This window comes from Streptomyces omiyaensis, assembly GCF_014650895.1.
GTDB lineage: Bacteria > Actinomycetota > Actinomycetes > Streptomycetales > Streptomycetaceae > Streptomyces > Streptomyces omiyaensis.
Genome location: NZ_BMVV01000018.1, coordinates 111335 through 136053 on the forward strand (window position 1 = coordinate 111335; position 24719 = coordinate 136053).

General features: G+C 75.0%; 27 protein-coding genes. 19 read left to right on the forward strand and 8 right to left on the reverse strand.

The window, feature by feature from the left end; translation table 11 throughout:
• Positions 1-105: 105 nt before the first annotated feature.
• From IE287_RS26390 to IE287_RS26405, 4 genes are all read left to right on the forward strand, one after another.
• A complete protein-coding gene (locus IE287_RS26390) occupies positions 106-297 on the forward strand; it encodes a hypothetical protein (protein WP_189851692.1) in 192 nt (63 codons plus the stop codon).
• A gap of 179 nt (positions 298-476) precedes the next feature.
• Positions 477-923: a hypothetical protein gene (locus tag IE287_RS26395; protein ID WP_229883755.1), complete on the forward strand. Its 447-nt coding sequence runs from the start codon at positions 477-479 to the stop codon at positions 921-923.
• An 84-nt stretch (positions 924-1007) separates the two neighbouring features.
• On the forward strand, positions 1008-1700 hold the full coding sequence (locus IE287_RS26400) for a DUF6766 family protein (RefSeq protein ID WP_189851693.1): 693 nt from the start codon (positions 1008-1010) through the stop codon (positions 1698-1700).
• 72 nt (positions 1701-1772) lie between these two features.
• Positions 1773-2249, forward strand: a complete 477-nt coding sequence (locus IE287_RS26405) for a hemerythrin domain-containing protein (protein ID WP_189851694.1) — start codon at positions 1773-1775, stop codon at positions 2247-2249.
• Positions 2250-2333: 84 nt separating this feature from the next.
• Here the strand turns inward: IE287_RS26405 and IE287_RS26410 are convergent, their stop codons facing one another.
• The 4 genes from IE287_RS26410 to IE287_RS26425 are packed head-to-tail and all read right to left on the reverse strand — an operon-like array spanning position 2334 to position 4807.
• The gene (locus IE287_RS26410; RefSeq protein ID WP_189851695.1) at positions 2334-3161 is read right to left on the reverse strand and encodes a metallophosphoesterase family protein; all 828 of its coding nucleotides are present in this window, start codon (positions 3159-3161) and stop codon (positions 2334-2336) included.
• Positions 3158-3421 (reverse strand): BON domain-containing protein, encoded by a 264-nt coding sequence (locus IE287_RS26415; RefSeq protein ID WP_189851696.1) that lies wholly within the window; start codon positions 3419-3421, stop codon positions 3158-3160. The genes IE287_RS26410 and IE287_RS26415 overlap by 4 nt, the downstream gene beginning before the upstream one ends.
• Positions 3414-4064, reverse strand: coding sequence for a nucleotidyltransferase family protein (locus tag IE287_RS26420; protein WP_189851697.1), 651 nt, complete (start codon positions 4062-4064; stop codon positions 3414-3416). Before IE287_RS26420 ends, IE287_RS26415 begins: the two co-directional genes overlap by 8 nt.
• Positions 4061-4807, reverse strand: a complete 747-nt coding sequence (locus IE287_RS26425; protein ID WP_189851698.1) for an HAD family hydrolase — start codon at positions 4805-4807, stop codon at positions 4061-4063. Before IE287_RS26425 ends, IE287_RS26420 begins: the two co-directional genes overlap by 4 nt.
• A gap of 195 nt (positions 4808-5002) precedes the next feature.
• Here IE287_RS26425 and IE287_RS26430 point away from each other — a divergent pair, with 195 nt between their 5' ends.
• The 3 genes from IE287_RS26430 to IE287_RS26440 all read left to right on the forward strand — a co-directional run bounded on the left by IE287_RS26430 (position 5003) and on the right by IE287_RS26440 (position 7015).
• Positions 5003-5590 (forward strand): SRPBCC family protein, encoded by a 588-nt coding sequence (locus IE287_RS26430; RefSeq protein ID WP_308436886.1) that lies wholly within the window; start codon positions 5003-5005, stop codon positions 5588-5590.
• A gap of 16 nt (positions 5591-5606) precedes the next feature.
• Positions 5607-6035 carry a hypothetical protein gene (locus tag IE287_RS26435; protein ID WP_189851699.1) on the forward strand — a complete coding sequence of 143 codons (429 nt, stop codon included), beginning with the start codon at positions 5607-5609 and terminating at the stop codon, positions 6033-6035.
• 158 nt (positions 6036-6193) lie between these two features.
• Positions 6194-7015 carry a class I SAM-dependent methyltransferase gene (locus IE287_RS26440; RefSeq protein ID WP_189851700.1) on the forward strand — a complete coding sequence of 274 codons (822 nt, stop codon included), beginning with the start codon at positions 6194-6196 and terminating at the stop codon, positions 7013-7015.
• A gap of 54 nt (positions 7016-7069) precedes the next feature.
• Here the strand turns inward: IE287_RS26440 and IE287_RS26445 are convergent, their stop codons facing one another.
• From IE287_RS26445 to IE287_RS26460, 4 genes are all read right to left on the reverse strand, one after another.
• Complete coding sequence (locus tag IE287_RS26445) at positions 7070-8275, reverse strand: MFS transporter (protein WP_189851701.1); 1206 nt, start codon at positions 8273-8275, stop codon at positions 7070-7072.
• Positions 8276-8410: 135 nt separating this feature from the next.
• The gene (locus IE287_RS26450) at positions 8411-8698 is read right to left on the reverse strand and encodes a hypothetical protein (RefSeq protein WP_189851702.1); all 288 of its coding nucleotides are present in this window, start codon (positions 8696-8698) and stop codon (positions 8411-8413) included.
• Positions 8699-8830: 132 nt separating this feature from the next.
• Entirely contained in the window at positions 8831-9109 is a 279-nt protein-coding gene (locus IE287_RS26455; protein ID WP_189851736.1) for a hypothetical protein, read from the reverse strand.
• Between the two features lie 218 nt (positions 9110-9327).
• Complete coding sequence (locus tag IE287_RS26460) at positions 9328-10602, reverse strand: MDR family MFS transporter (RefSeq protein ID WP_189851703.1); 1275 nt, start codon at positions 10600-10602, stop codon at positions 9328-9330.
• Between the two features lie 572 nt (positions 10603-11174).
• Between IE287_RS26460 and IE287_RS26465 the strand changes: the two genes are divergently transcribed.
• From IE287_RS26465 to IE287_RS26520, 12 genes are all read left to right on the forward strand, one after another.
• Positions 11175-11651, forward strand: a complete 477-nt coding sequence (locus IE287_RS26465) for a hypothetical protein (protein ID WP_189851704.1) — start codon at positions 11175-11177, stop codon at positions 11649-11651.
• A 10-nt stretch (positions 11652-11661) separates the two neighbouring features.
• Complete coding sequence (locus tag IE287_RS26470) at positions 11662-12135, forward strand: GNAT family N-acetyltransferase (protein ID WP_189851705.1); 474 nt, start codon at positions 11662-11664, stop codon at positions 12133-12135.
• Complete coding sequence (locus tag IE287_RS26475) at positions 12132-13790, forward strand: amino acid adenylation domain-containing protein (protein WP_189851706.1); 1659 nt, start codon at positions 12132-12134, stop codon at positions 13788-13790. The genes IE287_RS26470 and IE287_RS26475 overlap by 4 nt, the downstream gene beginning before the upstream one ends.
• Positions 13783-14706, forward strand: a complete 924-nt coding sequence (locus tag IE287_RS26480) for an alpha/beta hydrolase fold domain-containing protein (RefSeq protein WP_229883756.1) — start codon at positions 13783-13785, stop codon at positions 14704-14706. The genes IE287_RS26475 and IE287_RS26480 overlap by 8 nt, the downstream gene beginning before the upstream one ends.
• On the forward strand, positions 14700-16331 hold the full coding sequence (locus IE287_RS26485; RefSeq protein WP_189851707.1) for an AMP-binding protein: 1632 nt from the start codon (positions 14700-14702) through the stop codon (positions 16329-16331). The genes IE287_RS26480 and IE287_RS26485 overlap by 7 nt, the downstream gene beginning before the upstream one ends.
• Positions 16322-17038, forward strand: a complete 717-nt coding sequence (locus tag IE287_RS38760) for a rhodanese-like domain-containing protein (protein WP_229883757.1) — start codon at positions 16322-16324, stop codon at positions 17036-17038. The genes IE287_RS26485 and IE287_RS38760 overlap by 10 nt, the downstream gene beginning before the upstream one ends.
• A 74-nt stretch (positions 17039-17112) precedes the next feature.
• On the forward strand, positions 17113-18369 hold the full coding sequence (locus tag IE287_RS26495) for an NAD(P)/FAD-dependent oxidoreductase (protein ID WP_189851708.1): 1257 nt from the start codon (positions 17113-17115) through the stop codon (positions 18367-18369).
• 65 nt (positions 18370-18434) lie between these two features.
• Complete coding sequence (locus IE287_RS26500) at positions 18435-18986, forward strand: DUF3291 domain-containing protein (protein WP_189851709.1); 552 nt, start codon at positions 18435-18437, stop codon at positions 18984-18986.
• 41 nt (positions 18987-19027) lie between these two features.
• Complete coding sequence (locus tag IE287_RS26505; protein WP_189851710.1) at positions 19028-20998, forward strand: class I tRNA ligase family protein; 1971 nt, start codon at positions 19028-19030, stop codon at positions 20996-20998.
• Positions 20995-22122 carry an NAD(P)/FAD-dependent oxidoreductase gene (locus IE287_RS26510; RefSeq protein WP_229883758.1) on the forward strand — a complete coding sequence of 376 codons (1128 nt, stop codon included), beginning with the start codon at positions 20995-20997 and terminating at the stop codon, positions 22120-22122. Before IE287_RS26505 ends, IE287_RS26510 begins: the two co-directional genes overlap by 4 nt.
• 96 nt (positions 22123-22218) lie before the next feature.
• A complete protein-coding gene (locus tag IE287_RS26515; RefSeq protein ID WP_189851711.1) occupies positions 22219-23502 on the forward strand; it encodes a lysine N(6)-hydroxylase/L-ornithine N(5)-oxygenase family protein in 1284 nt (427 codons plus the stop codon).
• Positions 23502-24668: an amino acid:polyamine antiporter gene (locus IE287_RS26520; protein ID WP_229883760.1), complete on the forward strand. Its 1167-nt coding sequence runs from the start codon at positions 23502-23504 to the stop codon at positions 24666-24668. The genes IE287_RS26515 and IE287_RS26520 overlap by 1 nt, the downstream gene beginning before the upstream one ends.
• Positions 24669-24719: the final 51 nt, after the last annotated feature.

Consider the following 24719-nt stretch of genomic DNA (forward strand, 5'->3'; position numbering starts at 1 on the left):
GTCCCCCGCACGCTCCGGACGTCCGGCGTCCGGCCCGGCTGTTCCCGCCCGGGGCGGGTAGACGCCCCCACGAGAACCTCCGGGGGACGGAAGGCGGCGAGGATCGTGCGAACACACGGCGGCGCGGGCCACCAGGACCACGGCGGACGGCACCGGCTCACCGACGAGGAGTTCAGGACGCTGATGCGGGAGGCCAGGTCCATGGCCCGGCGCGGCTCCCTGGGCCGGCCCCCGCCGGGCGACGTGGACTTCGCCCTCCGCACGCAGCACGCCGAGTTCGGCGCCGCGGCGCACTGAGCGGGCTCGGAGGAGACGGGCCGCCCCGAGCGGTCGCCCTCCGGCGCCGCGGACGGGGCGCCGGAGGAAGCGGGGGCACCGGAGGGAGCGACGGCAGCGGCGGCGCGATCGGGTGAAGCCGCCGCCGGGCGCGGCCCCGCGTGCCGGGGCCACCGGCCCGGTGCGGGCAGGGTGGGCCCATGACGGCGGCCTCCAGGACACGTGCGGGAAGAACCGGCCGACGCCTGTCGGGCGGCCTCCCGCACGCCCTGCTGTGCGCCCTCCTCGTGTCCGGCTGCGGGGCCTCCGCGGCCCGCGTCGACGGCGCGACCGACGCCGGCCGGCGCTTCGCCGCCGCGCTCGCCGCCGGGGACCACCGCGCCGCCTGCGCGCTGCTCGCCCCCGCGACCCGCGAGGAGATCGAGGACGACGGCCGGATCCCGTGCCGGACGGCGCTGTGGGAGGCCGGACCGCCGGTCGCGGGGCAGCCGCGCGGGACGGACGTCTACGGGAACGAGGCACTGGTGCGGATGACGGGCGACACGCTGTTCCTGTCGCGGTTCGACGAGGGGTGGCGGGTGACGGCGGCCGGCTGCGAGCCCCAGGGCGGCGACGAGCCGTACCGCTGCTCGGTGAAGGGGGGCTGACGGCGTGCGGGGCCTCTTCCTCGGCTGCGTGGTGACGATCCTCGGCGGTCTCGCGTACTTCACGGTGATCGGGGCGATGCACCGGTGACGGGCGCGCGCGACCGCACCGGGTTCTGGCGCTCCAACAGCCTCACCCTCGTCTTCGGCGGGGCCTTCCTCGTCGTCCTCGCCGCCCAGGCGGTCGCCGGGCGCGCCGAGTTCAACGAACAGCTGGCCCTGGCCGGGCTCCGGCAGGTCGGCCTCGGCGCCTACCTCGCCTCCTCCGACTTCGCCGTGGACGTCACGGAGAACTGGCAGTCGGAGTTCCTCCAGTTCTTCCTGTACGTGTACGGCACCGTCTACCTCCTCCAGCGCGGCTCCCCGGAGTCGAAGCCGCTGGACCGGGTGGGGACCGAGAGCGAGCGGGACCAGCGGATGGGCGAGCACGCCCGGTCCGACTCGCCCTCCTGGGCCGGGACGAAGGACTGGCGGCAGTCCCTCTACTCGCGGTCGCTGGGCCTGACCATGGCCGCCTTCTTCGTCCTGTCGTGGTTCGCCCAGTCGGTGGCCGGGGCCGCGGCCTACGACGGCGAGCGGCTGCGGCAGCTCCAGGAGCCGATCGGCTGGGGCGCGTACCTCCTCTCGGCGGACTTCTGGAGCCGCTCGCTGCAGAACTGGCAGTCCGAACTCCTCGCCGTGGCCGCGATGGCCGTCCTCTCCGTCTACCTCCGCCAGCGCGGCTCCCCCGAGTCCAAGCCGGTCGGCTCGGCGCACGCCTCGACCGGCGTCGAGGGCTGAACCGGGCCGGACGGGGCACTCGCTCCGCAGGGCCGGCCGCGGGCCGGGCAGGACACCCCCAAGGAGGGACCCATGGACGGGATCGTGATGCTCCGCGAGGACCACAAGGCCGTGGAGAAGCTCTTCAAGGAGTTCGAGCGCGCGGACGACGGCGACCACCGCCGCAAGCGGGAGCTCGCCGACGACGTCATCCGGGAACTGACCGCGCACGCCTGGATCGAGGAACGGGTCTTCTACCCCGCCGCCCGGGAGGCGGCGCCGGACACCCGGGACCACGTCCTGGAGAGCGTCGAGGAGCACCACGCCGTGCTGTGGATGCTGTCGGAGCTGGACGGGCTCGACCCGGAGGACGAGCGCTTCGACGCCAAGATGGCGGTGCTGATGGAGAACGTCCGGCACCACGTCGAGGAGGAGGAGAGCGACTGGTTCCCCGAGGTCCGCAAGGCGATGGGCCGCAAGCGGCTCCTCGAACTGGGCGAGCGCATGGCCGAGGAGCGGCACCACGCCCCCCGCAGCCCGCTCGACGTGCCCAGCGCGGAGGCGGCCTGACGGCGCGCCCCCCGCGGACCGGCGTGCGGAAGGCGGCCCCGGGAGACGGGGCCGCCTTCCGGCGCGCGGCCTGGCCGCGCGGTGTCAGCCGAGGCCGTAGCGGGCCGGGACGGGGGCGGGCGCCGAGGCCTCGGACGGGTGGGCGGAGCGGCCGTCGAGGGGGAGGCGGTAGAGGGCGAAGGCGTGGTCGATCACCGGTTGGGCGACGTTGCGCACGCGGACGCCGCCGGCCGTCATGCCGTGCTCGGTGCCGAGGTGCGCGTGGCCGTGGACGGCGAGGTCGGCGCCCTGCGCGTCGATGGCCTCCGCGAGGAGGTAGCTGCCCAGGAAGGGGTAGATCTCCGGCGGTTCGCCCGCGAGGGTGTCGGGCACCGGGGAGAAGTGCGTGAGCGCGATGCGGACGGCGCAGCCGTGCGCCTCCAGCTCGGCCAGGGCCCCGGCCAGGCGGTCGGCGCTCCGCCGGGCCGTCCGCACGAAGGCCTTCATCTCCGGTTCGCCGAACTCTCCCGCGCTGCGCCCGACGAACCCCCCGCAGAACCCCTTCACCCCGGCGACGCCGACCTTGTGGCCGGCGACCGGCAGGACGGTGCTCTCGCCCTCCAGGACCCGCACCCCCGCGTCGCGGAGGACCCGGACGACCTCCTCCGGCTCGTCCGCGTGGTGGTCGTGGTTGCCGAGGACCGCGACGACGGGCACCCCGATCGACGCGACCTCCGCGGCCACCACCCGTGCCTCGGCGGCCGTGCCGTGCCGGGTCAGGTCGCCCGCGAGCAGCAGCAGGTCGGCGCAGCCGGGGAGCGTCTCGAAGGCGGGGCGGAGGAGGCCCGCGCAGTCCTCGCCGAGGTGGATGTCGCCGACCGCGGCGACGCGGACGACGGGCCGCCCGGTCCGGTCCGGGCCGAGGAGCGTCATGGCAGCTCCTCCCCGTGGTCGGGGGCGTCCCGGCCGGCGAGGGCCACCTCGGTGCGGACCGTGAGGCCGGGAAGCGTGTCGCGGGCGAGGTCCAGGATCTCCTCGCGGCGGGTCGCGTTGGGGACGGTCCCGGTGAGCAGCACGCCGCCGCCCCGCCGCTCCACCCGGACCCCGAGCTCGGCCTGGCCGCCCCGGGCCAGCCGCTCCCGCAGCAGGGCGATGCGGTACTCCTCCTCGTACGGCTCAGGGCGGTCAGTCACGGCGGTCCGCCCCCTCTCCGGCGTCCGGGTCGGACGGGAGCACGTCCAGGAGGCGGAGCAGGTACAGGAAGGCGACCGCCATGGGCCGGTCGCGGGTCTCCTCCGCCACGCGGTCCCAGTCGACGCGTTCGCGCAGACCGCGCGCGACCGGCAGCAGGGCGCCGTAGTCGCAGTGGTGCTCGGAGAGCGCCGCCAGCCGCCCGGTCATCAGGTCGGTGGGGTCGATCACCGGCAGGTGGACGGAGTCGACGGGGAGGGTCCAGGCGCGGTCGAGGAGCTCCTTGGTGACGGCCCGCCCGGCGAGGGCGAAGATCAGGTCGATGTGCTCGCCCCCGCTGCGGGCCTTGACGAGCCAGTCCTCGGGCGGTTCCACGATCTGGATGCCGCGTCCGCGCAGCAGCCGGACGACGGTCTCGGAGTCCTCCGCGCGCAGGGCGAAGTCGGTGTCGTGCTGGAGCCGGACCGGGATGCCGTACGCGTACGCGGCGACACTGCCGACGAGGGCGAACGGGCAGCCGGAGGCCTTCAGGACGGCGCCGACCTCCTTGGTGACCTCCAGGATGGCCTGGGTGTGGTCGGGGGGCAGCGGGGTCGTGCCGGTGCCCTCGTCGCGGGTGTCGGCGGTGCGGGCGATGAGGTTCATGCCTCCTCCTCGGTGGGGGCTCGGCCGTGGTGGGCCGGTGGGCGCGGGGGGCGGGCCAGGGGGCCGGTGTCGAGGTGCCGGAGGAGGGTCAGGGGGTCGTCGTGGACGAGGACCGCCCCGGCGTCCTCCAGCTCGCGGCGGGTCCAGCCGCCGGTGAGGAGGCCGACGCACGGCACGCCGGCGCGGCCCGCGGCCTCGACGTCCCACACCGTGTCGCCGACGAGAACGGCCTCCTCCGGCGCGGCGCCGACCTTCTCCAGGGCGGCCCGCACCAGGTCGGGGGCGGGCTTCGTGGCGGAGACGTCGGCGCTCGTCGTCGCCGCGTCGATGACGTCGTCGGCGCCGAGCCGGGCGCGCACGGCGGCGACCTCCTCGGCCGACGCGGAGCTGGCCAGCACGATCCGCCAGCCGCGGGCGGCGGTGGCGCGGAGCAGCTCCGCGGCGCCGTCGAAGGGGACGAGGGTGTCGTACCAGCTGGCGTAGAGCGTGCCGTGGGCGCCGGCCAGGGCGTCGTCCTCGCCGGGTCGGCGGCCGGGGCCGAGGACGGCGTCGAGCAGGCGGTCGGCGCCCATGCCGATGGCCCGGTGGATCCGGGCCATCGGCACCGTGTGGCCGTGCTGCCGCAGCGCCTGCCACCAGGCGAGGGTGTGCAGGAAGGTGGTGTCGACGAGGGTGCCGTCGACGTCGAAGAGCGCGGCGCCCCGGCGGTCCGGGGCGGGGCGCGGGGTCGGGGTGCGGGTCATCTCGCCTCCCGGGCGGGCGGTGGACGCCGGGCGCTTCCCCGGCACGCTGCGCCTGCCCGGGATCGCGCGGCTGAACCGCGCGGGCCGGTGCGGGCGGCCTCCGGGGCCGTCCGGGGCCCGCGGCGCCCGGATCGCGGTTGCGGAGCGGAGGCGCGGGTAGCCGCGCCCCGACGGACATTCCGGACGGACAGGGAGATGACCGAGATGGTGCACGACACGATCGAGGTGGAGGCCCCGCTGCGCGAGGTCTACGACCAGTGGACGCAGTTCGAGGAGTTCCCCCGCTTCATGGACGGGGTCGAGGAGGTCCGGCAGCTCGACGACCGGCACTGCCACTGGCGGACCAAGGTCGCGGGCGCGACCCGCGAGTTCGACACCGAGATCGTCGACCAGCTGCCCGACCAGCGCATCGCCTGGCGGACGGTCGGCGGGGACGTGAAGCACGAGGGCGTCGTCACCTTCGAGCGCGTCGACGACGCGCACACCCGCGTGCGCCTCGCCATGGAGGTGGAGCCCACCGGGGTGATGGACAAGGCGGCGAAGGCGATGGGGGTGGTGGAGAACAGGATCGAGGGCGACCTCCACCGCTTCAAGGACTTCATCGAGGACCGCGACCGGGCGAGCGGCGGCTGGCGCGGCCGGCTCCGTCCCGGGGACAGCGCGGACGCCCGCCCGCCCGCCGACCCGGCGGCGCCGTCCGACGACGTGCCCCCGCACGGCCTGGTGACGCCCCCGTCCGAGGACATGCGGCGGGGCGGCCCTCCGTACACCGGCCCCATGTAGGCGCGGGCGTGTCGTCATGGGCGCCTCCGGCTCCGGCTTCCGCCTCCTGGACGTGTCGCTGCACACGGACGGGCGGGGCCGCCTCAGGGTGGCCCTGGGCGGCGGATCGGCGGACACCGCCCCGCTGCTCCTCGCGGAGGGCTCGGTGGTGAGCGTGGGGCTGACCTTCCGGCTGGAGCGGGAGGTCGACGGGCTGGCCTTCGAGGCGGAGCGCGCCCGGGACGGCCTGGTCCTGGCCGCCACCCGGACCCTGCTCGGCGGCTTCCGCCGCGGCGGGCCCTACGAGGTGCGGCTCCCGCCGGAGCGGATGCCCGTCGGCCGGACGCACTGCGGCCTGTACCGGGTGACCGGCAGGCTGACCGACGGGCGCGGGCACGAACTGGCCCGCGAGTCCCATCGGGTCCGCCTGGTCCACCTGGAGGGAGCGCCCGTCGCCCCCGCGTGAGCGGGCCGGCGGAGGCCGGGAGCGGCCCGGACGCGTCGCCGGGCCGCTCCCGGCGGCCCGGATGCGGGCGGGGGCGCCGGGGTGGACGATCGACGGGACGGTGGCGCTCCGGGGTGGGCGCCGTTCCCGTCCTCGCCTCCGCGTGAAGGGACCTCGCCATGGAACCCCGCGATCAGGACGCGGCCGCCGGGCCGCCGCCGGCGCGCCCCCGGTACGGCGAGGCCGTGTTCCGGCCCGAGGAGGCCGGGGAGGGCGAGCGGATCGACTTCGGGGCGCTCGCCTACGACGACGTCACGATGGCCCGGCTGAGGGCGCTCGGCGTCGGACCGGGATGGCGGTGCCTGGACGTGGGGGCGGGTACGGGGACGGTGTCGCGCCGGCTCGTCGAGGAGGCCGGGGTGGCGGGCGTGCTCGCCGTCGACCGGGACGTCCGCTTCCTCGCCGCGCGGCCCGTGGCGGGGCTCGACCTGCTGGAGGCCGACGTCACCGCCCCCGGCTTCGACCCGGGCCGCTTCCGGCTGGTGCACGCGCGGTTCGTGCTGATGCACCTGCCGGAGCCGGAGCGCGTGGTGGCCCGGCTGGCCGGGCTGGTGGAGCCGGGCGGGGTGCTGGTGCTGAGCGACGCCGTGGACCTGACGGGCGGGACGGCGCCCGGGACGCCGTACGCGGTCGCGATGCGGGCGATGTGGCGGGGGCTGCGGGACACCATCGGCACGGACGTCTCCTGGGTGCCCTCCTATCCGGCCCTGCTGCGCGCGGCGGGGCTGCGGCGGGTGGGCGCCGAGGTCCACGTGCCGCCCCTGGTGCCGGGCAGTCCGATCAGCCGGTTCTGGGCGGACACCTGGGAGCGGAGCCGGGCGGCGATGGTCTCCACGGGGCTCGTGGACGACGCGGCCCTGGACGGGGCGGTGCGCTACCTGGAGTCGGAGGAGTGCGCGGCGCTGTCGGCCGGGATGCTCACGGTGTGGGGCCGGCGGTAGGGGCCGGGAGGCCCCTCGGCGCGCGGGGCGGCCTCGGCGGGCGCGGGGCCGCTCTCACGGCGTGGGGCCGGTGCCGGCCCCCGCGCCGGTGCGCCGCAGCAGGTACGCGGCGGCGGAGGCGACCAGGACCAGCATGCAGGCGATGAAGACCAGGCCCGCGCCCTCCAGGCCGAGGGGGTCGGCCAGCAGGCCCACGCCGATGACCGGGATCGAGATGCCGGTGTACGCGACCACGAAGAGGGACGAGATGACGGCGGCCCGCTGGTCGGGGGGAGAGGCCCCGGCGACGGCGGAGAGCGCGGCCCGGAAGGCGAGGCCCTGTCCGGTGCCGCCGACGAGGGCGGCGAGGACGATGAAGACCAGGTGGTCGGTGGCGAGGGCCAGGGCGAGCAGGACGAGCCCGGCGAAGAGGACGGCGCACCCCAGCGGCAGGGAGCGGGTGGCGCCGACGCGGCCGGCCGCGACCTGCCCGGCGGTGGAGGCGAAGAAGGCGAGGGCGACGACGAGGCCGCTGACGGCGTGGTTGTCGACGTGGAGGTAGCGGGCGAGGAAGGCGGGGCTGACGGAGGTGAAGACGCCGAAGAGGGCGAAGCCCACGAAGGAGGCGACGGCCGCCGGCACGAAGACCGCCCGCACCCGGGCCGGCAGGGCGGGTCTGCGGGGGCGGACGGCGCCGAGGGGCCGCCGGTCGGCCACCGTCTCGGGCAGCCACCGGAGGACCAGGGCCGAGACGGCGACGAGCGCGAGGTGCACGGCGAAGGGCAGCAGCAGCGGCTCGGGGGCGTACTCGGCGAGGAGGCCCGCCAGGAGGGGGCCGCAGCCGAGGCCGCCCATGTTGGCGGCGGTGGCCACGAGGGTGGCGCGGGCGGCGTTGCCCGGCGGGGCGAGCTCCATGACGTAGGCGGTGGCGGCGCCGGTGAACAGTCCCGCGGAGAGGCCGGACAGCAGCCTGCCCGCGTACAGCCAGCCCAGCGCGTCGGCGCAGAGGAAGCAGACCGCGCTCGCCGCCGCGAAGGCGAGTCCCCAGAGCAGGGTCGGGCGTCTGCCGATGGTGTCGGAGGCGTTGCCCGCGAGGAGGAGCACCCCGATGACGCCGAAGGCGTACACGGCGTAGACCACCGTGACGGTCAGTTCGGAGAAGCCGAACTCCTCCTGGTAGAGGGGGTAGAGCGGGGTCGGGAGCGTGGTGCCGGCCATGCACACCACGAACACCGCTCCGCCGAGCAGACACCGCAGCCACCCGCGTCGATCACCGGCCATACCGGCGACCGTAACCCGCGCCGCGGCCGGGACCCGGTCGGCGCGGCGGTCCGGCCACACCTCCGGGCGCACCGGCGCCCGGGACGGTGCCGCCGGAGGCGTCGGCGCGCCCCGGTCCGGTGGGGCGGGGCCCGGTCAGCCGTCGGCGCCCGGCACCCAGTGGTGGTGGACGGCCAGCACGCGGGGCCTCGACCGGTCCCGCCAGCCGAGGCCGGCGGCGACCGGCATCATCTTCTCCACGAAGGCGTTCATCTGCTCTTCGCTCGCCCAGAGGTCGAAGATCTCCAGGCCGTCGTCGGTGCCCACGCACGCGTGGGCGAGGCAGCCGTCGAAGATCTCCGGGGTGGTCTGGAGCTCGGCGTTGAGCGCGTCGTACTGGTCCGTGCCGACTCCGTCGAGGACGGCGTGGACGAGGATCGCCATGACCCTTCCTCCTCGTGGGGCGACGGTCCGCCCCTCCCCACCAGCACACCACGCCGGGGCGGGGACGGCACCCGCTGCGTCCCCGCCCCGGGCGGCCCCTCGTGCGCGCCCGGGCGGCCCCTCGCGCGGCGCCTACAGGGCGAAGCCCAGGAGGGCCACCTCCAGGGGGAGGGCGGGTCCTTCGGGCAGGGCGGGCGGCTCCTCGCCGCGGCCGGTGTGGGTGGGGCGCACCGGGCGGAGGGCCGCGACGCCGTCGGCCGCCCAGCCGGTGCCGCCGGCGGGGAGGGAGAGCGTCATCCGCCGGCCGTCGGGCAGCGTCGTCTCCAGCTTGTCCGGATCGGACCCGGCCGGGTCGGGCCGGTTCGGGTCGTGCTCGATCGGGTCGTGTCCGGTCGGGTCGTTCGTCCGCATGGCACCTCGCTCGGGTCGCGCACGATGGGTCACCGCTTCTGGAGGGAACGACGGCCGCGCGGGCGGAAGAGTTCCTTCCGGGGCGGATCCGTCGCCCGGCGGCGGGTCGGGCCGTCCTCGCCGCCGGGGCGGACCCGGCCCCCAACGCCAGGGGGTTCGTACCGCCGCCGGGGCGGGTCCGGCGGGTTCGCCCCGGCGGCGGGTGGTGCCGCGGGAGGTCAGCCCGCCTCGGAGGCGGGGGCCGCCTTGGCGGGTTCCGGACGGTCGGCCGCTTCCGCGGCGGCGGCGCGGCGGGTGAGGTGTTTGCCGATGACGAGCTGGGCGCCGGCGGCGGCCACGGCGACGGCGAGGCAGCCGGCCCAGAGGGGCGCGGCGCCCCAGGTGTGGATCACCCAGCCGCCGACGAGCGGCGCGACGACGGCGGAGCCGGTCCAGGCGACCTGGTAGAGGCCCTGGTAGCGGCCGCGCAGGTGGGCCGGGGAGATCCGGGCGACGAGCGCGAAGCTGGTGGGGGTGTTGCCGATCTCGCCCAGGGTCCAGACGACGATCGAGGCCGCGTAGATCCAGGCGGTGTGGCCGAAGAGGAGCACGGAGTAGCCGACGCCGATGAGCGCCGACGAGCCGGCCAGCACCCAGGATTCGGGGAAGCGCTTGTAGAGGCGGGTGAGCGGCAGCTGCACGGCGACGATCACGATGCCGTTGAGCGCGGCCACCTGGCCGTAGGTGCTCGGCGAGAAGCCGTCCTGGCCCATCGCGATGGGCAGGCCGCTCTCGGACTGGAGGAGGATCGTGAGGACGAGGAACTGGGCTCCGACGAAGGCGACGAAGCTGCGGTCGCGCAGCACGGCGCCGAAGCCCTCCGACTCCTCGGCCCCGGTGGGCGCGGTCGTCCCGGCGCGGCCGGGGACGCGGGTCGCGATCATCACGGCGCCCATCAGGGTGGTGGCGCCGTTGAGCCAGAAGAGCGCGGTGTAGCCGGTGAGCGAGACGAGGCCGACGGAGAGCATCGCGATCGAGTAACCGACGTTGATGGCCCAGAAGTTGAGCGAGTAGGCGCGGACCTGGTCCTTGCCCGGGATGACGTCGGCGATGAGCGCGTTGTGGGCGGGCCGGGTCGCGTTGTTCGTCACGCCGACGACGAACGCGCCGACGAGCAGGGCCCACGGCGAGCGGGCGTAGGCGAGGGCGATCATGCTCACCGACGTGGCGCCGAGCGCGCCGACGAGGGTGGGCTTGTGGCCGAAGCGGTCGCCGAGGGCGCCTCCGAAGGGACCGGCCACGAGCGAGCCCACGCCGATGCCGGCCACGACGGTGCCGGCGAAGGCGGCGCTGCGGTCGAGCTCCTCGGTGATGTAGAAGGCGAGCAGGGGCATCACGAAGCCACAGGCGCGGTTGATGAGCTGAGCGGTCCAGAGCCACCAGAAGCCGGACGGGAGTCCGCCGAAGGTCGCGACGAAGGAGGATCGGGCCCTCGTCAGTGGCTGGAATCGCATGCGTTCCCCTTCAGGTGTGACGCCGTCGAACGTGGCGGATGGTACGAGACCGGAGTTCCGCCGGTCCGAACACCGAATGAATACCGGTCGGAACGGTTCCGCGAAAGGCGGGATCGCGCCACGCATCGTCGCGGTCGGACGAGTGAACCGCCCGTGAATGGGGGCCACCGGGGGGATAGTGAACCTTTCGGCGGATGAGTGACGGTGTTCTCCGCTTGGCGCTACCTTGGTCTGCGGCCGATCCCGGATGTCACGGGATTCTTTGTCAAGTTGATGAGGTGTCATGCAAATGACCAGGTCAGAGGGGGCTTTCGCGTTGCCCCCTCAATCTCTATGATCTTACTCGGCACCGGCCCAATGAACCGATCTAGCGCCATATATGAGGATCAGCCAGATGTTTTGAGCCGCCGTCCGGAACGGACAAGGCATATGCGGCTCGCATGAGTTCTTCCCGTCGTCCAAGGCACTTCCGTTGTTCAAGGAACTTCCGCACAGGTGGCCCCACGACAGTCCGGAGGCGAAGAGCCAGTGTCCGACCAGGAGCAGTCCCCGCGCGTGGGGAACGGCGCCGGATGAATCCACTGACCTACACACCGCGCCTGGTGAAGGCGCTCCCCCCGGTCCGGGCGAACGGCCGGACGCTGAAGGCGTACGCGATGTTCGCGGACCCCGAGCGGTCCGGCGAGCCGCCGAAGCCGGACTGGCTGGAGCGGCACGCGGCCGCGGTGCTGCACGAGCCCCTGGCCGGGGGCGACCATCCGGCCGGCTTCCTCATCCTGCACCGCGGCGCTGAGGGAACGTATCTGCTGGTGAGCCAGTGGTATGACGCCGACATGCTCAAGCACTGGGTGCGCGGCGCGGTGGTCGACGCCGAGGGGGAGACGTCCTTCGCGCCCCTCCCCCAGCGGGACCTGATCGCCTGCGTGTGGGAGCTGGAAGTGGTGAAGTTCGAACGCGACGCATGGGTCAACACCGTGCTGGCGCGCGGCAGTACCGGCCGGGACGCCCTGGAGGCGTACCTGGGGACGACCTTCTCGGGGTGGGTGTGAGCCGGTGGGCGTGAACCACGACATCGAGGTCCGGCCGATCGGGCCGGACCACCTGGACGCGCTGCTCGCCCTGTGCCACGAGCACGCGGCGTACGAGAAGGCGGAGTTCCACGAGAACGGGCAGGTGGAGCGCTGGCGTTCGGCGTTCTTCGGGGAGCGGCCGGCCCTGCACGGCTGGGTCGCGCTGGACGGCGGCAGGCCCTGCGGCTTCATGACCGTCACCACCGACTACGCCACCTGGAGCGCCGAGCGCTTCGCCTACATGGACTGCCTGTACCTCCAGGAGGCGTACCGGGGCCTGGGGCTCGGCCGGGTGTTCCTGGAGCGGCTGCGGGAGTTCGCGCTCGCCGAGGGGTGCGGCTGGGCCGAGTGGCAGACGCCGCCGGACAACGAGATCGGCATCGGCTTCTACCGGCGCATGGGCGCCGCCGCCAAGAGCAAGATCCGCTTCCACTACGACGTTGGGGTGCGTGGCGTCTCGTGACGAAGACCTCCGAACCGCCGGCCGCGCCGCTCGCGCTGCCGCCGTGGTCGATCGACCCGGCCGACCAGGCCGGATCCGCTCCCGCGCTGGGCGACCTCGTCCGCGCCGCGGTGGCGCTCGGGCCGGACCGCCCGGCCCTGCACGACGGACGGCTCGGCCTCACCTTCGCGGAGCTGGAGCGGCGGGCCTCGACGCTCGCGGCCTGGCTGGCCGGGCGGGGGGTGCGCCCGGACGACCGGGTGGCGGTCCTCGCCGAGAAGAGCGCGCTGATGCCGGTGCTGGCCCTCGCGATCTGGAAGTGCGGCGCCGTCTACGTGCCGCTCGACGGCACGGCTCCGGTGCCGCGGCTGCGCGGGCTGCTCGGCCGGCTCTCCCCGCGGGTCGTGCTGGCCCTCGACGACCGCGAGCCGGTGGCCGAGGGGGTCGTCTGGGCCGGCCGCGCCGAGCTGGACGCGGTCCTGTCGGGTCCGGACCGGGAGTGGGCGACGGTGCCGCACGGGCCCGCCTCCACGGCGTACATCATCTTCACCTCGGGCTCCACGGGTGAGCCCAAGGGCGTCGAGATCACGGTCGCCAACCTGGTCGCGTACTTCGGGAACCACAACGAGGTGCTCCGGTTCACCCCGGACTCGCGGGTGTTCAGCCTGTCGCCCTTCCACTTCGACGTGTCCATCGAGGACACGCTGCTGCCGCTGTCGCTGGGCGCCTTCGTCCACCAGTTCCGCGGCATGCACGCCGGCGCGGTGATGCGGGCGGTCGTCATGCGCGAGCGGATCACCCATCTCATCGCGGTCTCCACGCTGCTGACGATGATGACCGAGGGCGGGCGGCACGTCACCCGGGAGAACTTCCCGAGCCTGGAGATGGTGATGACCGGCGCGGAGGTCTGCGACCCCGGGGTCATCAACGTCTGGAAGGACGGCCTGCCCGAGGTCCGCGTCATCAACGTCTACGGCCCGACCGAGGCGACGATCGTGTGCGTCGCCCACGAGATCGTGCGGGTCGACCCGGAGCGCGTGAGCTCGTACCCGATCGGCCGGCCCCTGCGCGGGGTGGAGGCGCGGATCGTGGACGAGGGCACCGAGGTCCCGGTCCACGAGGCCGACCGCGTCGGCGAGTTGTGGATCGGCGGCGAGCAGGTGATGCGCGGCTACTACGGGCAGCCGGAGGAGACCGCCCGGCGGGTGGTGGAGGTGGACGGCGTCCGCTACTACCGCACCGGCGACCTGTGCAGCTACGACGGGAACGGCGACATCGTCTTCCGCGGCCGGAACGACGACGAGGTGAAGCTGGCCGGCCGCCGGATCCACCTGGGCGAGATCCGGCAGACCGTGCTGAGCTGCCCCGGTGTCGAGCGGGCGGCCGTCGCGCTGGTCCAGCGCCTCGGCCACGACGTGATCGCCCTGGTGGTGACGGCGCCGGACCGGTCGGTGGTGGCGGACGCGGAGAAGCGGCTCGCGGAGCTGCTGCCCGCGTACATGGTGCCGGCCGTCGTCGCCTGGTCCCCGGCGACCGCGGTCTCCTCGACGGGCAAGACGGACGAGAAGCTGCTCATGCGGCGGCTCGCCGACGCGGCCCGGGAGTCGAGCGCCACGCGCTTCGCCTTCACCCCGGCCGGGGACGTCGCACCCGTCGACGGGGACGACCATGCCTGAGACCCGCGTCGCGGCGCTCCACCCCGAGTTCGGCCGGCTGACCGCCGCCCGCAGGCTCATGGGGGTGCGGGGGTCGACCGGCTCGGTCGCGACCGACCGGGCCAACGCCGAGCGCTGGCTCGCCCGCTTCGGCGGCGCCGTGGATCCGTCGGACGGCGCCGCGGTGGAGCGGGACGCGCACGGGCTCACCGTCCGGCCCGCCGTGGAGGACCCGGACGGCCCGTGGGTCCTCTACCTCCACGGCGGCGGGATGGTCCACTACTCGACCGCCGTCTTCGAGCCCTTCTTACGCACCCTGGCGGGCGGCCTGCGGGCCCCCGTGGAGGCGTTCGACTACCTGAAGGCGCCGGAGCACACCGTCGAGGAGTCGGTGGAGCGGCTCGCGGAGCACGTGGCCGCCCGCTGCCGCGCCCTGGCGGACCGGCCGATCGTCCTCGCCGGCGACAGCGTCGGCGGACTCCTCGCCCTCCATCTGTGCCTGCGCGTGCTGCCGCCCGGCACCCTCGCCCGGATCGTGCTGATCTACCCCGTCCTCGACCTGCGGACGGAACGCGGCTCCTACCGGGAGTACGGCGAGGGGTACTTCCTCGACCGCGAGGCGATGCGGCTCTTCACCTCCCGCCTCGCCCCCTTCTTCGCCGCCCGCTCCCTCGACCCGATGCGCCTGTCCGAGGACGACCTCGCCCGGCTGCCGGAGTGCTCGATCGTGACCGCCGGCTGCGACGTCCTGCGGGACGAGGGGCTCGCCTGGGCGGAGCTCATGGCCGGCCGGCCGCCCGGCCCGCGGCACCTGCACTTCCCCGACCTCCCGCACGACTTCTGCCTGTACGCCGGACGGCTGGCCTCGGCCGGGCAGGCCGTCGCCGAGATCGCCAGGACCGCATTCCCTCTCGTAGAACGGGGTCGACCGTGGTAGCCCGAACCCATCCGGCGACGCTGCCCCCGTGGTCGTCCGACCCGGCCGGCGCGGCCGCCGCGCCGCCCGCCCTCGGCGACCTGCTGGCGGCTCCGGCCCTGAAGTGGCCGGAGCGCGTCGCCGTCGACGACGGATCGGCGTCCCACACCTTCGCCGAGCTGGAGGCGGGCGCGCTGGCGGTCGCGGGCGAACTGGCAGGCCTGGGGATCGGCGCGGGCGACCGGGTCGTGGTCCTCGCCGAGAAACGTGCTGTCATGCCCATGATTATCGTGGGCATCTGGAAGCGCGGCGCCGTCCACATCGCCCTCGACGCCGCGGAGCCCGAGCCCCGGCTGCGGGAGCTGCTCGCCCGGCTGCGGCCCGCCGCCGTCGTCACCCTCGGCGACCGGGAACCACCGGCCACCGGTGCCCGCCTGCTCGGCGGCGCGCGGCTCGCCGAGGTCCTCGCCGCGCCCGCCGCCCCGCACACCACCGTGCCGCACGGGCCCGACTCCCCCGCGTACGTCGTCTTCGCCTCGGGGGCGACGGGCGAGCCGCAGGGCGCCGAGGTCTCCGCCGACGCGCTCCGCGCCCACTTCACCGGCCACAACGAGGTGCTGCGCCTCACCCCGGACTCCCGGGTCCTGAGCCTCTCCCCCTTCCACTTCGACGTCTCGCTCCTGGACACCCTGCTGCCGCTGTCGGTGGGCGCCTTCGTCCACCAGTTCCGCAGCCTCCCGGCCGGCGCCGTCATCCGCTCGGTGCTCGCCCGGCAGCGCGTCACCCACCTGATCGCGGTCACCATGCTGCTCGGCCTGATCACCGGCGACGGGCGGCAGATCACCCGCGCCAAGCTGCCCGCCCTGGAGCTGGTCGCGACCGGCGCCCAGGTCTGCCCGCCCGAGGTGCTGCGGCCCTGGATCCGCGAGCTGCCCGGGACCCGGATCGTCCAGGCCTTCGGGCCGCCCGAGGCCACGGTCTTCGCCTTCACCCACGCGGTCGGCCCCGCCGACGCCGACCGTGACGCCCCGCTGCCGGTCGGCCGCCCCCTGGCGGGCGTCCGGGCGCGGCTGGTGCGCGGGGACGGGACCGAGGCCGGCGCGGGCGAGGAGGGCGAGCTCTGGGTGGGCGGGCCGCAGGTCATGCTCGGCTACTTCGACCAGCCGGAGGAGACCGCCCGGGTGGTGGTCGAGGCCGACGGCACCCGCTGGTTCCGGACCGGCGACATCTGCGCCCACGACGCGGACGGGTCCCTGGTGCTGCGCCGGCACGGCGACGGGATCACCTGGCTGGCGGGGCGCCGCACGCACCTGAACGAAGTCGTCCGGGCCGCCCTGGGCTGTCCCGGCGTCGACCGGGCGGTCGCCGCCGCCGTCCGGCGCGACGGGCGCGACGCGGTCGCCCTCGCCGTCGCGCCGAAGGCGCCCGGCACGCTCGCCGAGGTCGCGGAGCACCTGCGCGGCCACCTGCCCGAGCCGCTGCGTCCGGTCCTGCTGGCCCGGACGCCCGCCGGGGCACCGGAACCCGACGAGGGGCAGCTGGTCCGGTGGCTCACGGCGGCGGCCGGGCACACGCACTCCCCGTACGTCGCGCTGTCGGCCGACGGCGCCGCCGAGCCTATCGATGAGGTGGAGACATGCCCGTAGCGGTGAACGACACGGTCAAGGACAAGGTCGCCGAGTATCTGGACGCGGCGCTGGGCAAACCGGTGGACCTGGCCCCGCTCCCCGACACCACCCCGCTCAACACGCTGGGTCTGGACTCGCTCCTGACCATCAGCGTCCTGGTCACCCTCCTGGAGGACGCCGGGGTCGACCTGGGAGAGCACGCGGACTCCCTCGTCACGCCCAGCACCCTGGGCGACCTGTACGAGATAGCCGACCGGTTCCTGGGCGGACCGGAGGCCGAGCCCGTCGTCGCGGTCCCGGTGGAGACCGCCGCCGAGACCCGCGAGCACAACGCCCAGCTGGCCCACTACCAGGCCAAGCTGGCGTACGAGATCGACTCGGCCGACCTGCGGGACGCGCTCGCGGCCGGCCAGGACCTCGTCGTCGTCGACGGGCGGAGCAGCGAGTCGTACGCGGCGGAGCACATCCCCGGCGCGCTCAGCATCCCGCACCGCTCGATCTCCCAGGACTCGCTGGCCGGCCTCTCCAGGGCTCCGCTGTACGTGACCTACTGCGACGGCATCGGCTGCAACGCCTCCACCAAGACGGCGATCAAGCTGGCGACCGCGGGCTTCCGGGTCAAGGAGCTGATCGGCGGCCTCGACTGGTGGAAGCGGGACGGCCACCCCACGGACGGGCACGCCGGCCAGGAGCACAGCCACCACGACGCCGCCTGCGGGTGCTAGCCCGGCGGCGCCCGTCCCGGAGCGCCGCCGCAGTCGACCGAGTCAGCCCGGACAGAGAGTTGGGGAGCCGTACCGTGAGCACCCAGGAGCACGACGACGCGCCGCTGGACGTGGCGGTGGTGGGCGGCAGCCTCGCCGGCTGCGCCACCGCCGTCCACTTCGCCACCATGGGGTACCGGGTGGCGGTCTTCGAGAAGAAGGCGACGCCCGAGGAGTACCACAAGCAGCTCTGCACCCACTTCGTGCAGCCGCACACCGTCCCGCTGCTGAACGCGCTGGGCCTCGCCCACCTGCGCGAGCCCTCCTGGTCGGTGACGACCAAGGCCGTCTTCGTGACGCCCGGTGGCGTCGTCGAGACGCCGGGGCCGGGATACGACCCCGAGGTGCCGGACTCCTACGCGCTCAACCTGGAGCGGCGGGTGCTCGACCCGGCGATCCGCGAGTCCGCGCGGCGCCACGGCGTCCGCTTCGTCGAGGCCACCGGGGTGGAGCACGTCGAGGAGGACGCCGAGGGCTGGATCCTCCACACCCGGGACGAGGACGGTCCCCGGCTCGGCCGGGCCCGGCTGGTGGTCGCGGCGGACGGCCGCCGCTCGCGGCTGGCGGGGCTGCTCGGCAACGAGGCGGAGAGCCGGCCCAACGAACGGGCGGCGCTCTTCGGCTACTTCCGGGGCATCGAGGCGCCCGCCGACAACCGCTCGGTCTTCGTCATGAACGACCGCGACCTGGCGTGCAGTTACCCGCTCGTCGACGGCAGGACGGAGCTGGTCCTCTTCGCGGAGAAGTCGCGGGTCGAGGGGTGGCGCGGCGCCGACGGCCGGATGCAGGAGTTCCTGAAGTACTTCGACGGGCTGCCGGACGCGCCCTCGGTGACGAACGCCGTCCCGGAGGGTCCGCTGCTCGGGTACGGCGACTATCCGAGCCTGATCCGGCGGCCGGTGGCCGGTTCCGTGCCCTTCGTCGGCGACGCGGCGCTCTCACTGGACGCCATGAGCGGCGTCGGCTGCGGCTTCGCGCTGCTCACCGCCCAGCTGCTGGCCCGCTCCTTCACCGGCCGGGCCCTGGACGCGGAAGGCGTCCGGGCCGGTCTCGACGATTACCGGCAGCGTTTCGAGAAGACGCTCCTGCCGCACGCCGAGGGCATCTGCGGGGATTCCCTCGTCGACAAGGACGAGGCCACCCGCAAGAGGATGTTCGAAACCATCTGCGGAAATCCGGAACTCAGCCGGAAATACCTGGCGCTGACCGGTCGCATGGTCATGCCGGCCGAATTCCAGCGCGCTTTCATGCGCGGTCTGATGGCCCGGGGTTCGGGCGCGGCACGGAAATAGCGTCCGCGTCCCGGCATCACCGCCTCCCGAAACCGGAACATCTCACGAGGGAAGGACAGAGAGCGATGGCGCGTGTCGCCTTCACGACGTTCGCGATTCTCAAGCAGCCGTACGGGCACCCCGAGGTGCAGGAGTTCGACGACCTGACCCCGCCCACGTTCGAGGAGGCGGAGAACAGCCCGGGATTCGTCGCCCGGGCCAAGGAGGACCCCGGTCAGAGCCACCTCACCAACTTCGAGCGCGACTGGGGTGCGTGGGGGAAGTTCGAGGTGCCGCGGTTCTACACCGGCGGGCGGACCGACGACACCGACAGCCGGGCCTGCACCCTCTCCCTCTGGGCCGACCTGGACTCCGTCTTCGCCTTCTCCTACGGCGGACTGCACCGCTCCACGCTCAGCCGGCGGCACGAGTGGTTCCTGAAGCCGGAGTGGCCGACGTACGCGGCCTGGTGGGTGGCCGACGACGCGGTGCCCACCTGGGCGGACGCCTGCGCCCGGCTGGAGCACCTGCACGACCACGGCTCCTCGCCGTTCTCCTTCTCCTTCCGCCGGCCGTTCGACGCCGACGGCGAGCCGACCCGCGTCACCCCGCCCGGCCGCCCCGGCGCCGGATCCTGACGCCGCCCAGCCCGTTCCTTCCACTCCACCAGGGGGTCCCCGTGATCACGCGCGCCTTCGACCGTTCGGCGATGAGCTGGTCGTACGAGATGCACCTGCAACCCATGCTGTCCGCGACCGACATCGAGGGGCTGCCGTTCGGCTCCGTCTTCGGCAGCGTCCCCGCGCACACCACCTCGAAGCGCCACGCCCACCAGGACGGCGAGATGTTCATCGTCCTGGCGGGGAAGGCGGTCGTCCTCCTCGGCGACGAGGAGCGCGAGCTGGGACCGGGACAGGTCTGCTACCTGTCGCCGTTCGGCTTCCACGAGATCCGCAACGACCACGACGAGCCCTTCGACATCGTCTCGGTGTACTGGGAGCACATACCGAGCGCCGTCGCCGTCCTGGAGAAGGCGCCCCCGCGCGACCTGCTCGCCGACCGCACCCTGGTGTTCTGCCCGCCGGTCACGCCCAACGGCGGCCTCCACCTGGGCCACCTCGCCGGTCCCTACGTCCGCGCCGACATGCTGGTGCGCGCGCTGCGCAGCATGGGCCGCGAGGCCCGGCACGTCACCGGCACCGACGACAACCAGTCGTACCTCGCCACCGCCGCCCTGCTCCGCGGGAGCACCCCGGCGGCCGTCGCCGCGGCCGAGGGCGACGGCATCGTGGCGACCCTGGCCACGGCCCGCGTCGACGTCGACCGGGTCACCCGCCCCCTGACGGACCCGGGCCACGCCGAGCGGATGCGCGCCCTGCTGGACCTGGTGAAGGCGGCGCCGACGGTGCGGGAGGAGGAGCGGGAGACGGCGTACTGCCCGACCTGCGACCTCTCCCTGCACCAGGCGTTCGCCAGCGGGGCCTGCGCGCACTGCGACGCGCCCAGCGTCGGCGAGATCTGCGAGGCGTGCGGGCGGCCCAACGAGGCCCGGGAGCTGCTCGACCTCCGGTGCCGGATCTGCGGGACGGAGGCCGCCCTGCGCACGGAGCGCGGGCTCTGGCTGGACATGAACGCCTACGCGGACGAGCTGCGGGAGTACCTGCGGGTGTCCGCCGCCGCTCCCGACCTGCGGATCCTGGTGGAGCGCCTGCTGGACGAGGGGCTGCCGCCGTACCGGCTCGACCGGACCACCGACTGGGGGGTCGACCTGGGCGGGGGCCGGGCCCTCGACGCGTGGGCCGACCTCGCGCTCGCCTTCCTCGACGCCGCCCGCACCGAGTCCGAGGAGAACGGCCCGGCCCGGATCGCGCTCTTCCTCGGCTACGACAACAGCTTCTACTACGCGGTGCTGCTGCCGGTGCTCGCCTTCGCGGCCGGACTCGGCGAGCACCTGCCCGCCGTGTTCGTCACCAACCAGTTCCTGCACCTGGGCGACGAGAAGTTCTCCACCAGCCGCGGCCACGCCGTCTGGGCCGACGAGGCGCTCGCCGCGTCGGGCCCGGACGCCGTCCGCCTGGCGCTGCTGCGCGACGCCCCGGAGGGGCGCGTCACGCGGATCACCGAGGAGCGCGCCGGCCGGCTCACCGAGGACCCGCTGTACCTCGCCGCGCACGCGTGGCTCGACGGCTTCGCCGCGCTGGACGGGAAGGGCGACGGCGCGGTGCCCGGCACGGGCGCCTGGACGGACGCGCACCGCGAGTTCTACCGGTACCTGAACCTGACGACGCGCCAGATGGACGGCGTGGTGCTGCCGGAGGCCTTCAGCGCGCGCGGCTACGTCGAGCTCCTGGAGTCCTTCGTGAAGCGCTGCGCCGAGTTCCGGGCGACGGAGGAGGTGGCCCGCAGGGTGCCGTCGCTGGCGGAGGAGGCCCGGACGAGCCTGGCGCTGGAATACCTGGCGGCGAAGGTGTTCGCCGCGCTGGCCTGGCCGGTCACGCCCGGCATCGCCGAGCGGGTCTGGGAGTGGCTGGGCCTGCCCGGTGCGCCGGCCCGCGAGGCCGACTGGTCCTTCCTGCCCTCCGGCACCCGGGTCGCCGCGCCGGCGCCCGCCCGCGCCGCGGCCGTCCCCGCCGCGAGCGGGCGATCGTGAGCGACACCGGCCCGGCCGGTCCCCGCGACGGCGGGGAGCTCCCCGTCGTCGCGGACGTCGTGGTGGTGGGCGCCGGGATCACCGGCGCCGCCGTCGCGCACCACCTGGCCCGCGGGGGCGCGTCCGTCGTCGTCCTGGAACGGGCGCCCCGGCCCGGCGTCGCCGGGGCGACCGGCCGCTCCGGCGGCATGGTGCGGGCCCACGATCCCGATCCGGCGATCGCCGCGCTCGCCGCGGCCGGTCTGGCCGCCTACCGCGACCCGGGCCGCTGGGCCTCGGGGCGCGCCCCGCTGCGCGCGGTCGGCGCGGTGACCGTCGCGGACCCCGCCGAGGAGACCGCCCTGCGCGAGGCCGCCGCGCGGATCAACGCGGCGCTCGGCACCTCGGCGCACGTGGTGGCGGGGCCCGCCGAGGCCGCGGGCGTCCGGCTGGACGGCGGGATCGCCCTGGTCGAGCCGGAGGCCGGGTGGGTGGCGCCGACGGAGGTCACGGCCGACTGGCTGGAACAGGCGCGCGGCGACGGCGCCGTCGTCCGCTGCGGGGTCCGCGTGCGGGCGGTGGAGAGCCGCGGCGGACGCCCGGCGGTCTTCACCGACGCGGGCACGGTCTCGGCCGGGGCCGTCGTGTCGGCGGTCGGTCCGTGGGCCGCCGAGCCGGTGCCCGGGCTGCGGCCCGCGACGCCGGTCCGTTCCCGGTCCATCCAGGTGAGCATCGTCGGGCGCCCCCCTTCCGCGCCCTCCCACGCCACCTTCGTCGACCTGCGGACGGGTCTGTACGCCAAGCCGGTCGACGCGCACCGGACGCTGGTCGGCATGCCGCACCTCGTCTGGGACTCCCCGATGGGCGCCCCGGCGGATCCCGGCCACGCGCGGGACACCGTCGCCGCGCTCACCGCCCACTTCCCGTGGCTGGCCTCGGCGCCCCACCTCGACACGATCCGCGCCGCGGACGCCTACGGCCCGCCGGACGAGGGCGGGCCGGCCTCCGGGCTGCTCACCGGGACCGGCGTCCCGCGGGTCTGGGCGGTGCGGGGCTGGAACGGCGGCGGCGTCAAGACCGCGCCGGAGGCCGGCCGTCTGATCGCCGGCGCCCTGCTGTCCGGTTCCTGTCCCGGCACCGTCTGACGGCGCGAGCCGGCTCCACCGCCGGCGGGCGGCGTCCTCCGGGCGCCCGTGCCCCCGGCCGCACCCACTCCTATTCGCTTTCGTCAAGGGGGAACAGTGTCACGCTGCCACGATGTGCTCGGCATAGGTTTCGGTCCGGCCAACCTGGCTCTGGCCATCGCCCTGGAAGAAGAGGGCCACGACCTCGACATCCGCTTCCTGGAGGCCCGTCCGGGTCCTTCCTGGCAGAGCGCGATGATGCTCGACGGGTCGGACATCCAGAACCACCCCGTGCGCGACCTGGTGTCGCTGCGCAATCCGCGCAGCCGCTACAGCTTCATCAACTACCTCTTCGAGAACGGGAGGCTGCTCGACCACCTCAACCTCCCGATGGAGTTCCCGCTGCGCAAGGAGTACGCGCAGTACGTGACGTGGGCCGCGGGCCACTTCGACCGGCTCGTCGACTACGGCACGCACGTCACCGGCGTGACCCTCGGGAAGGACGCCGAGGGCCGGCCGCGCTACACCGTCACCACCTCCGCAGGGGAGACCCTCCAGGCGCGCAGCCTGGTCATCGGCACCGGGCGCGCCCCGTTCGTCCCGGAGCCCTTCGACGCGGTGGACTCGCCGCGCGTCTTCCACCTGACGCGCTACCTGCCGGCCCTGCGGGAGCTGGAGGAGGCGGGCGTCGAGCCGCGCCGGGTGACGGTCGTCGGCGGCAGCCAGAGCGCCGTCGAGCTCACCCTGGACCTGTCCCGGCGCTATCCGAAGGCCGAAGTGACCACGCTGGTGCGGTCGCTGACGCTCCGTGAGAAGGACACGAGTCCGTTCAGCGAGGAGGGCTACTTCCCCGGCTTCACGGACTACTACTACGCGGCCCCGCGTGAGCGGAAGGATGCCATCGACCAGTTCATGCGGCTGACGAACTACTCGTCCGCGGACGGGGACGTGCTGCGCGAGCTGTACCGGCTGATCTACGAGCAGCGGCTCGACGGCGAGCAGCGGGTCTTCGTCAGCGGCAGCCGTCAGGTGCGGTCGCTGGAGGTGGGCGAGGACGGCGTGCGGATGAGCGTCGACGAGCTGAACACCGGGGAGTCCGAGGAGCACGAGGCCGACTTCGTCGTCCTGGCGACCGGCTTCCGGGACCTCGGTCCCGCCCCGCACCAGGAGCGGGTGCCCGCGCTGATGCGCGGGGTCGCCGACGGGTTCGCCTTCGACGCGCACGGGCACCTGTCCGTCGGCCCGGACTACGAGGTGCGGCCGGTGGCGCCCGAGACGCCGGCGCTGTTCCTGAACGGCCTGTGCGAGTCGAGTCACGGCATCGGCGACGCGGGCTCGTTCAGCCTGCTGTCGCTGCGGGCCAAGGTGATCGGGGAGAGCCTCCGGAAGCGTCTGACGTGATGGAGCCCCCCGCGTCCTCCGGGACGGCGGCCGGCGACCGGCCGGCGCACCCCGGGCGGACGATCGCCGGGCAGCTCGCGCGGGGGGTCCTGGGCGCGGGACTGCTGGTCATGCCCCCCGTCGTCGCGGCCCTGTCCGGCGGGGACGGACTGCTCGTGTGGACGGCCCACCTCCTGCTGGGCGGCACGGTCGCCCTGGTGCTCGCGGAGCTGGTCCGGGCACGGCTCGGCCCGGCCTCGCTCGCGGCGGCGGTCGGGTCGCTGCTGGGCGTCCGGGCGGAGCGGGTGGTGGACGGCGTCTTCGCCGTCGCCTTCACCGCGGGCCAGGCGGCCATCGCCTGGTTCGCCGCGACCGCGCTGCTCACGGCCGCCGACGGCACCCCGCCCGCGGCGGGGACCGACGGTCTGCCGCTCGCCCTCGGCGTGCTCGCCGTGGGCGTGGCGGGGGCGCTGTCCCCGCTGGAACCGCCGGCCGCGCTGCTCCGCTGGCGTCCGTGGGCCGCCGGCGCCCTGGCCCTGGCCTGCGGGGTGCTGCTGTGGCCCGCGGTGCCGGAGGCGGGCACCGCGCTGGCGCCCGCGGGCCTCTCCGACGGGTCCGCCCGGTGGCTGGCGCTGGCGGCGCTGTTCTTCGCCGGGGTCGGCTGGGAGAGCGTCACCCACGCCGTGCCCGCGGCGGGGGCCGGGGCGCGGCGCACGGCCGCCGGCGTGGCCCTGGGGACGGCCGGCGTGGCCGTCGTCTCCCTCGGGCTCGCCGCGGCCCAGGCGCACGGTGCCCGCGCACCGGCGCCGGAGCCGCTGCGCTGGGGGCTCGCCGTCGCGACGGCGGCCGTCCTGGCGTCCTACGTCCTCACCAACGTGCGCACCGCCGCCCGGATCGCGGCGCGGCTCCACCCCGCCGGCCGGCGGTCCGCCGCGCGGCGCCCGGCCGGGGCGCTCGTCGCGGGCGTCGGCGCGGTCTGCTGCGCCTTCGCCTGGGCGGGGGCGCGGGACGGCGGCGTACCCCTGCTGCTGCTCGGGCCGGCCGCCGCGGCGGTCGTCGGTTACGCGCTGGGCGCCGTCGCGGCCGTGCGCCGCGGCGGTGCGGTGCTCCGGTGCGCCGGGGCGCTGCTGCTGGCCGTGCTCGTGGGCCTCGCGGTGCTCGCCGTGCCGTCCCTGTCCGGTGTCTGAGCGCGCCGGGCACCCCCTCCGTACCTCACCGCTCCCTTTCCACCCCCCTCT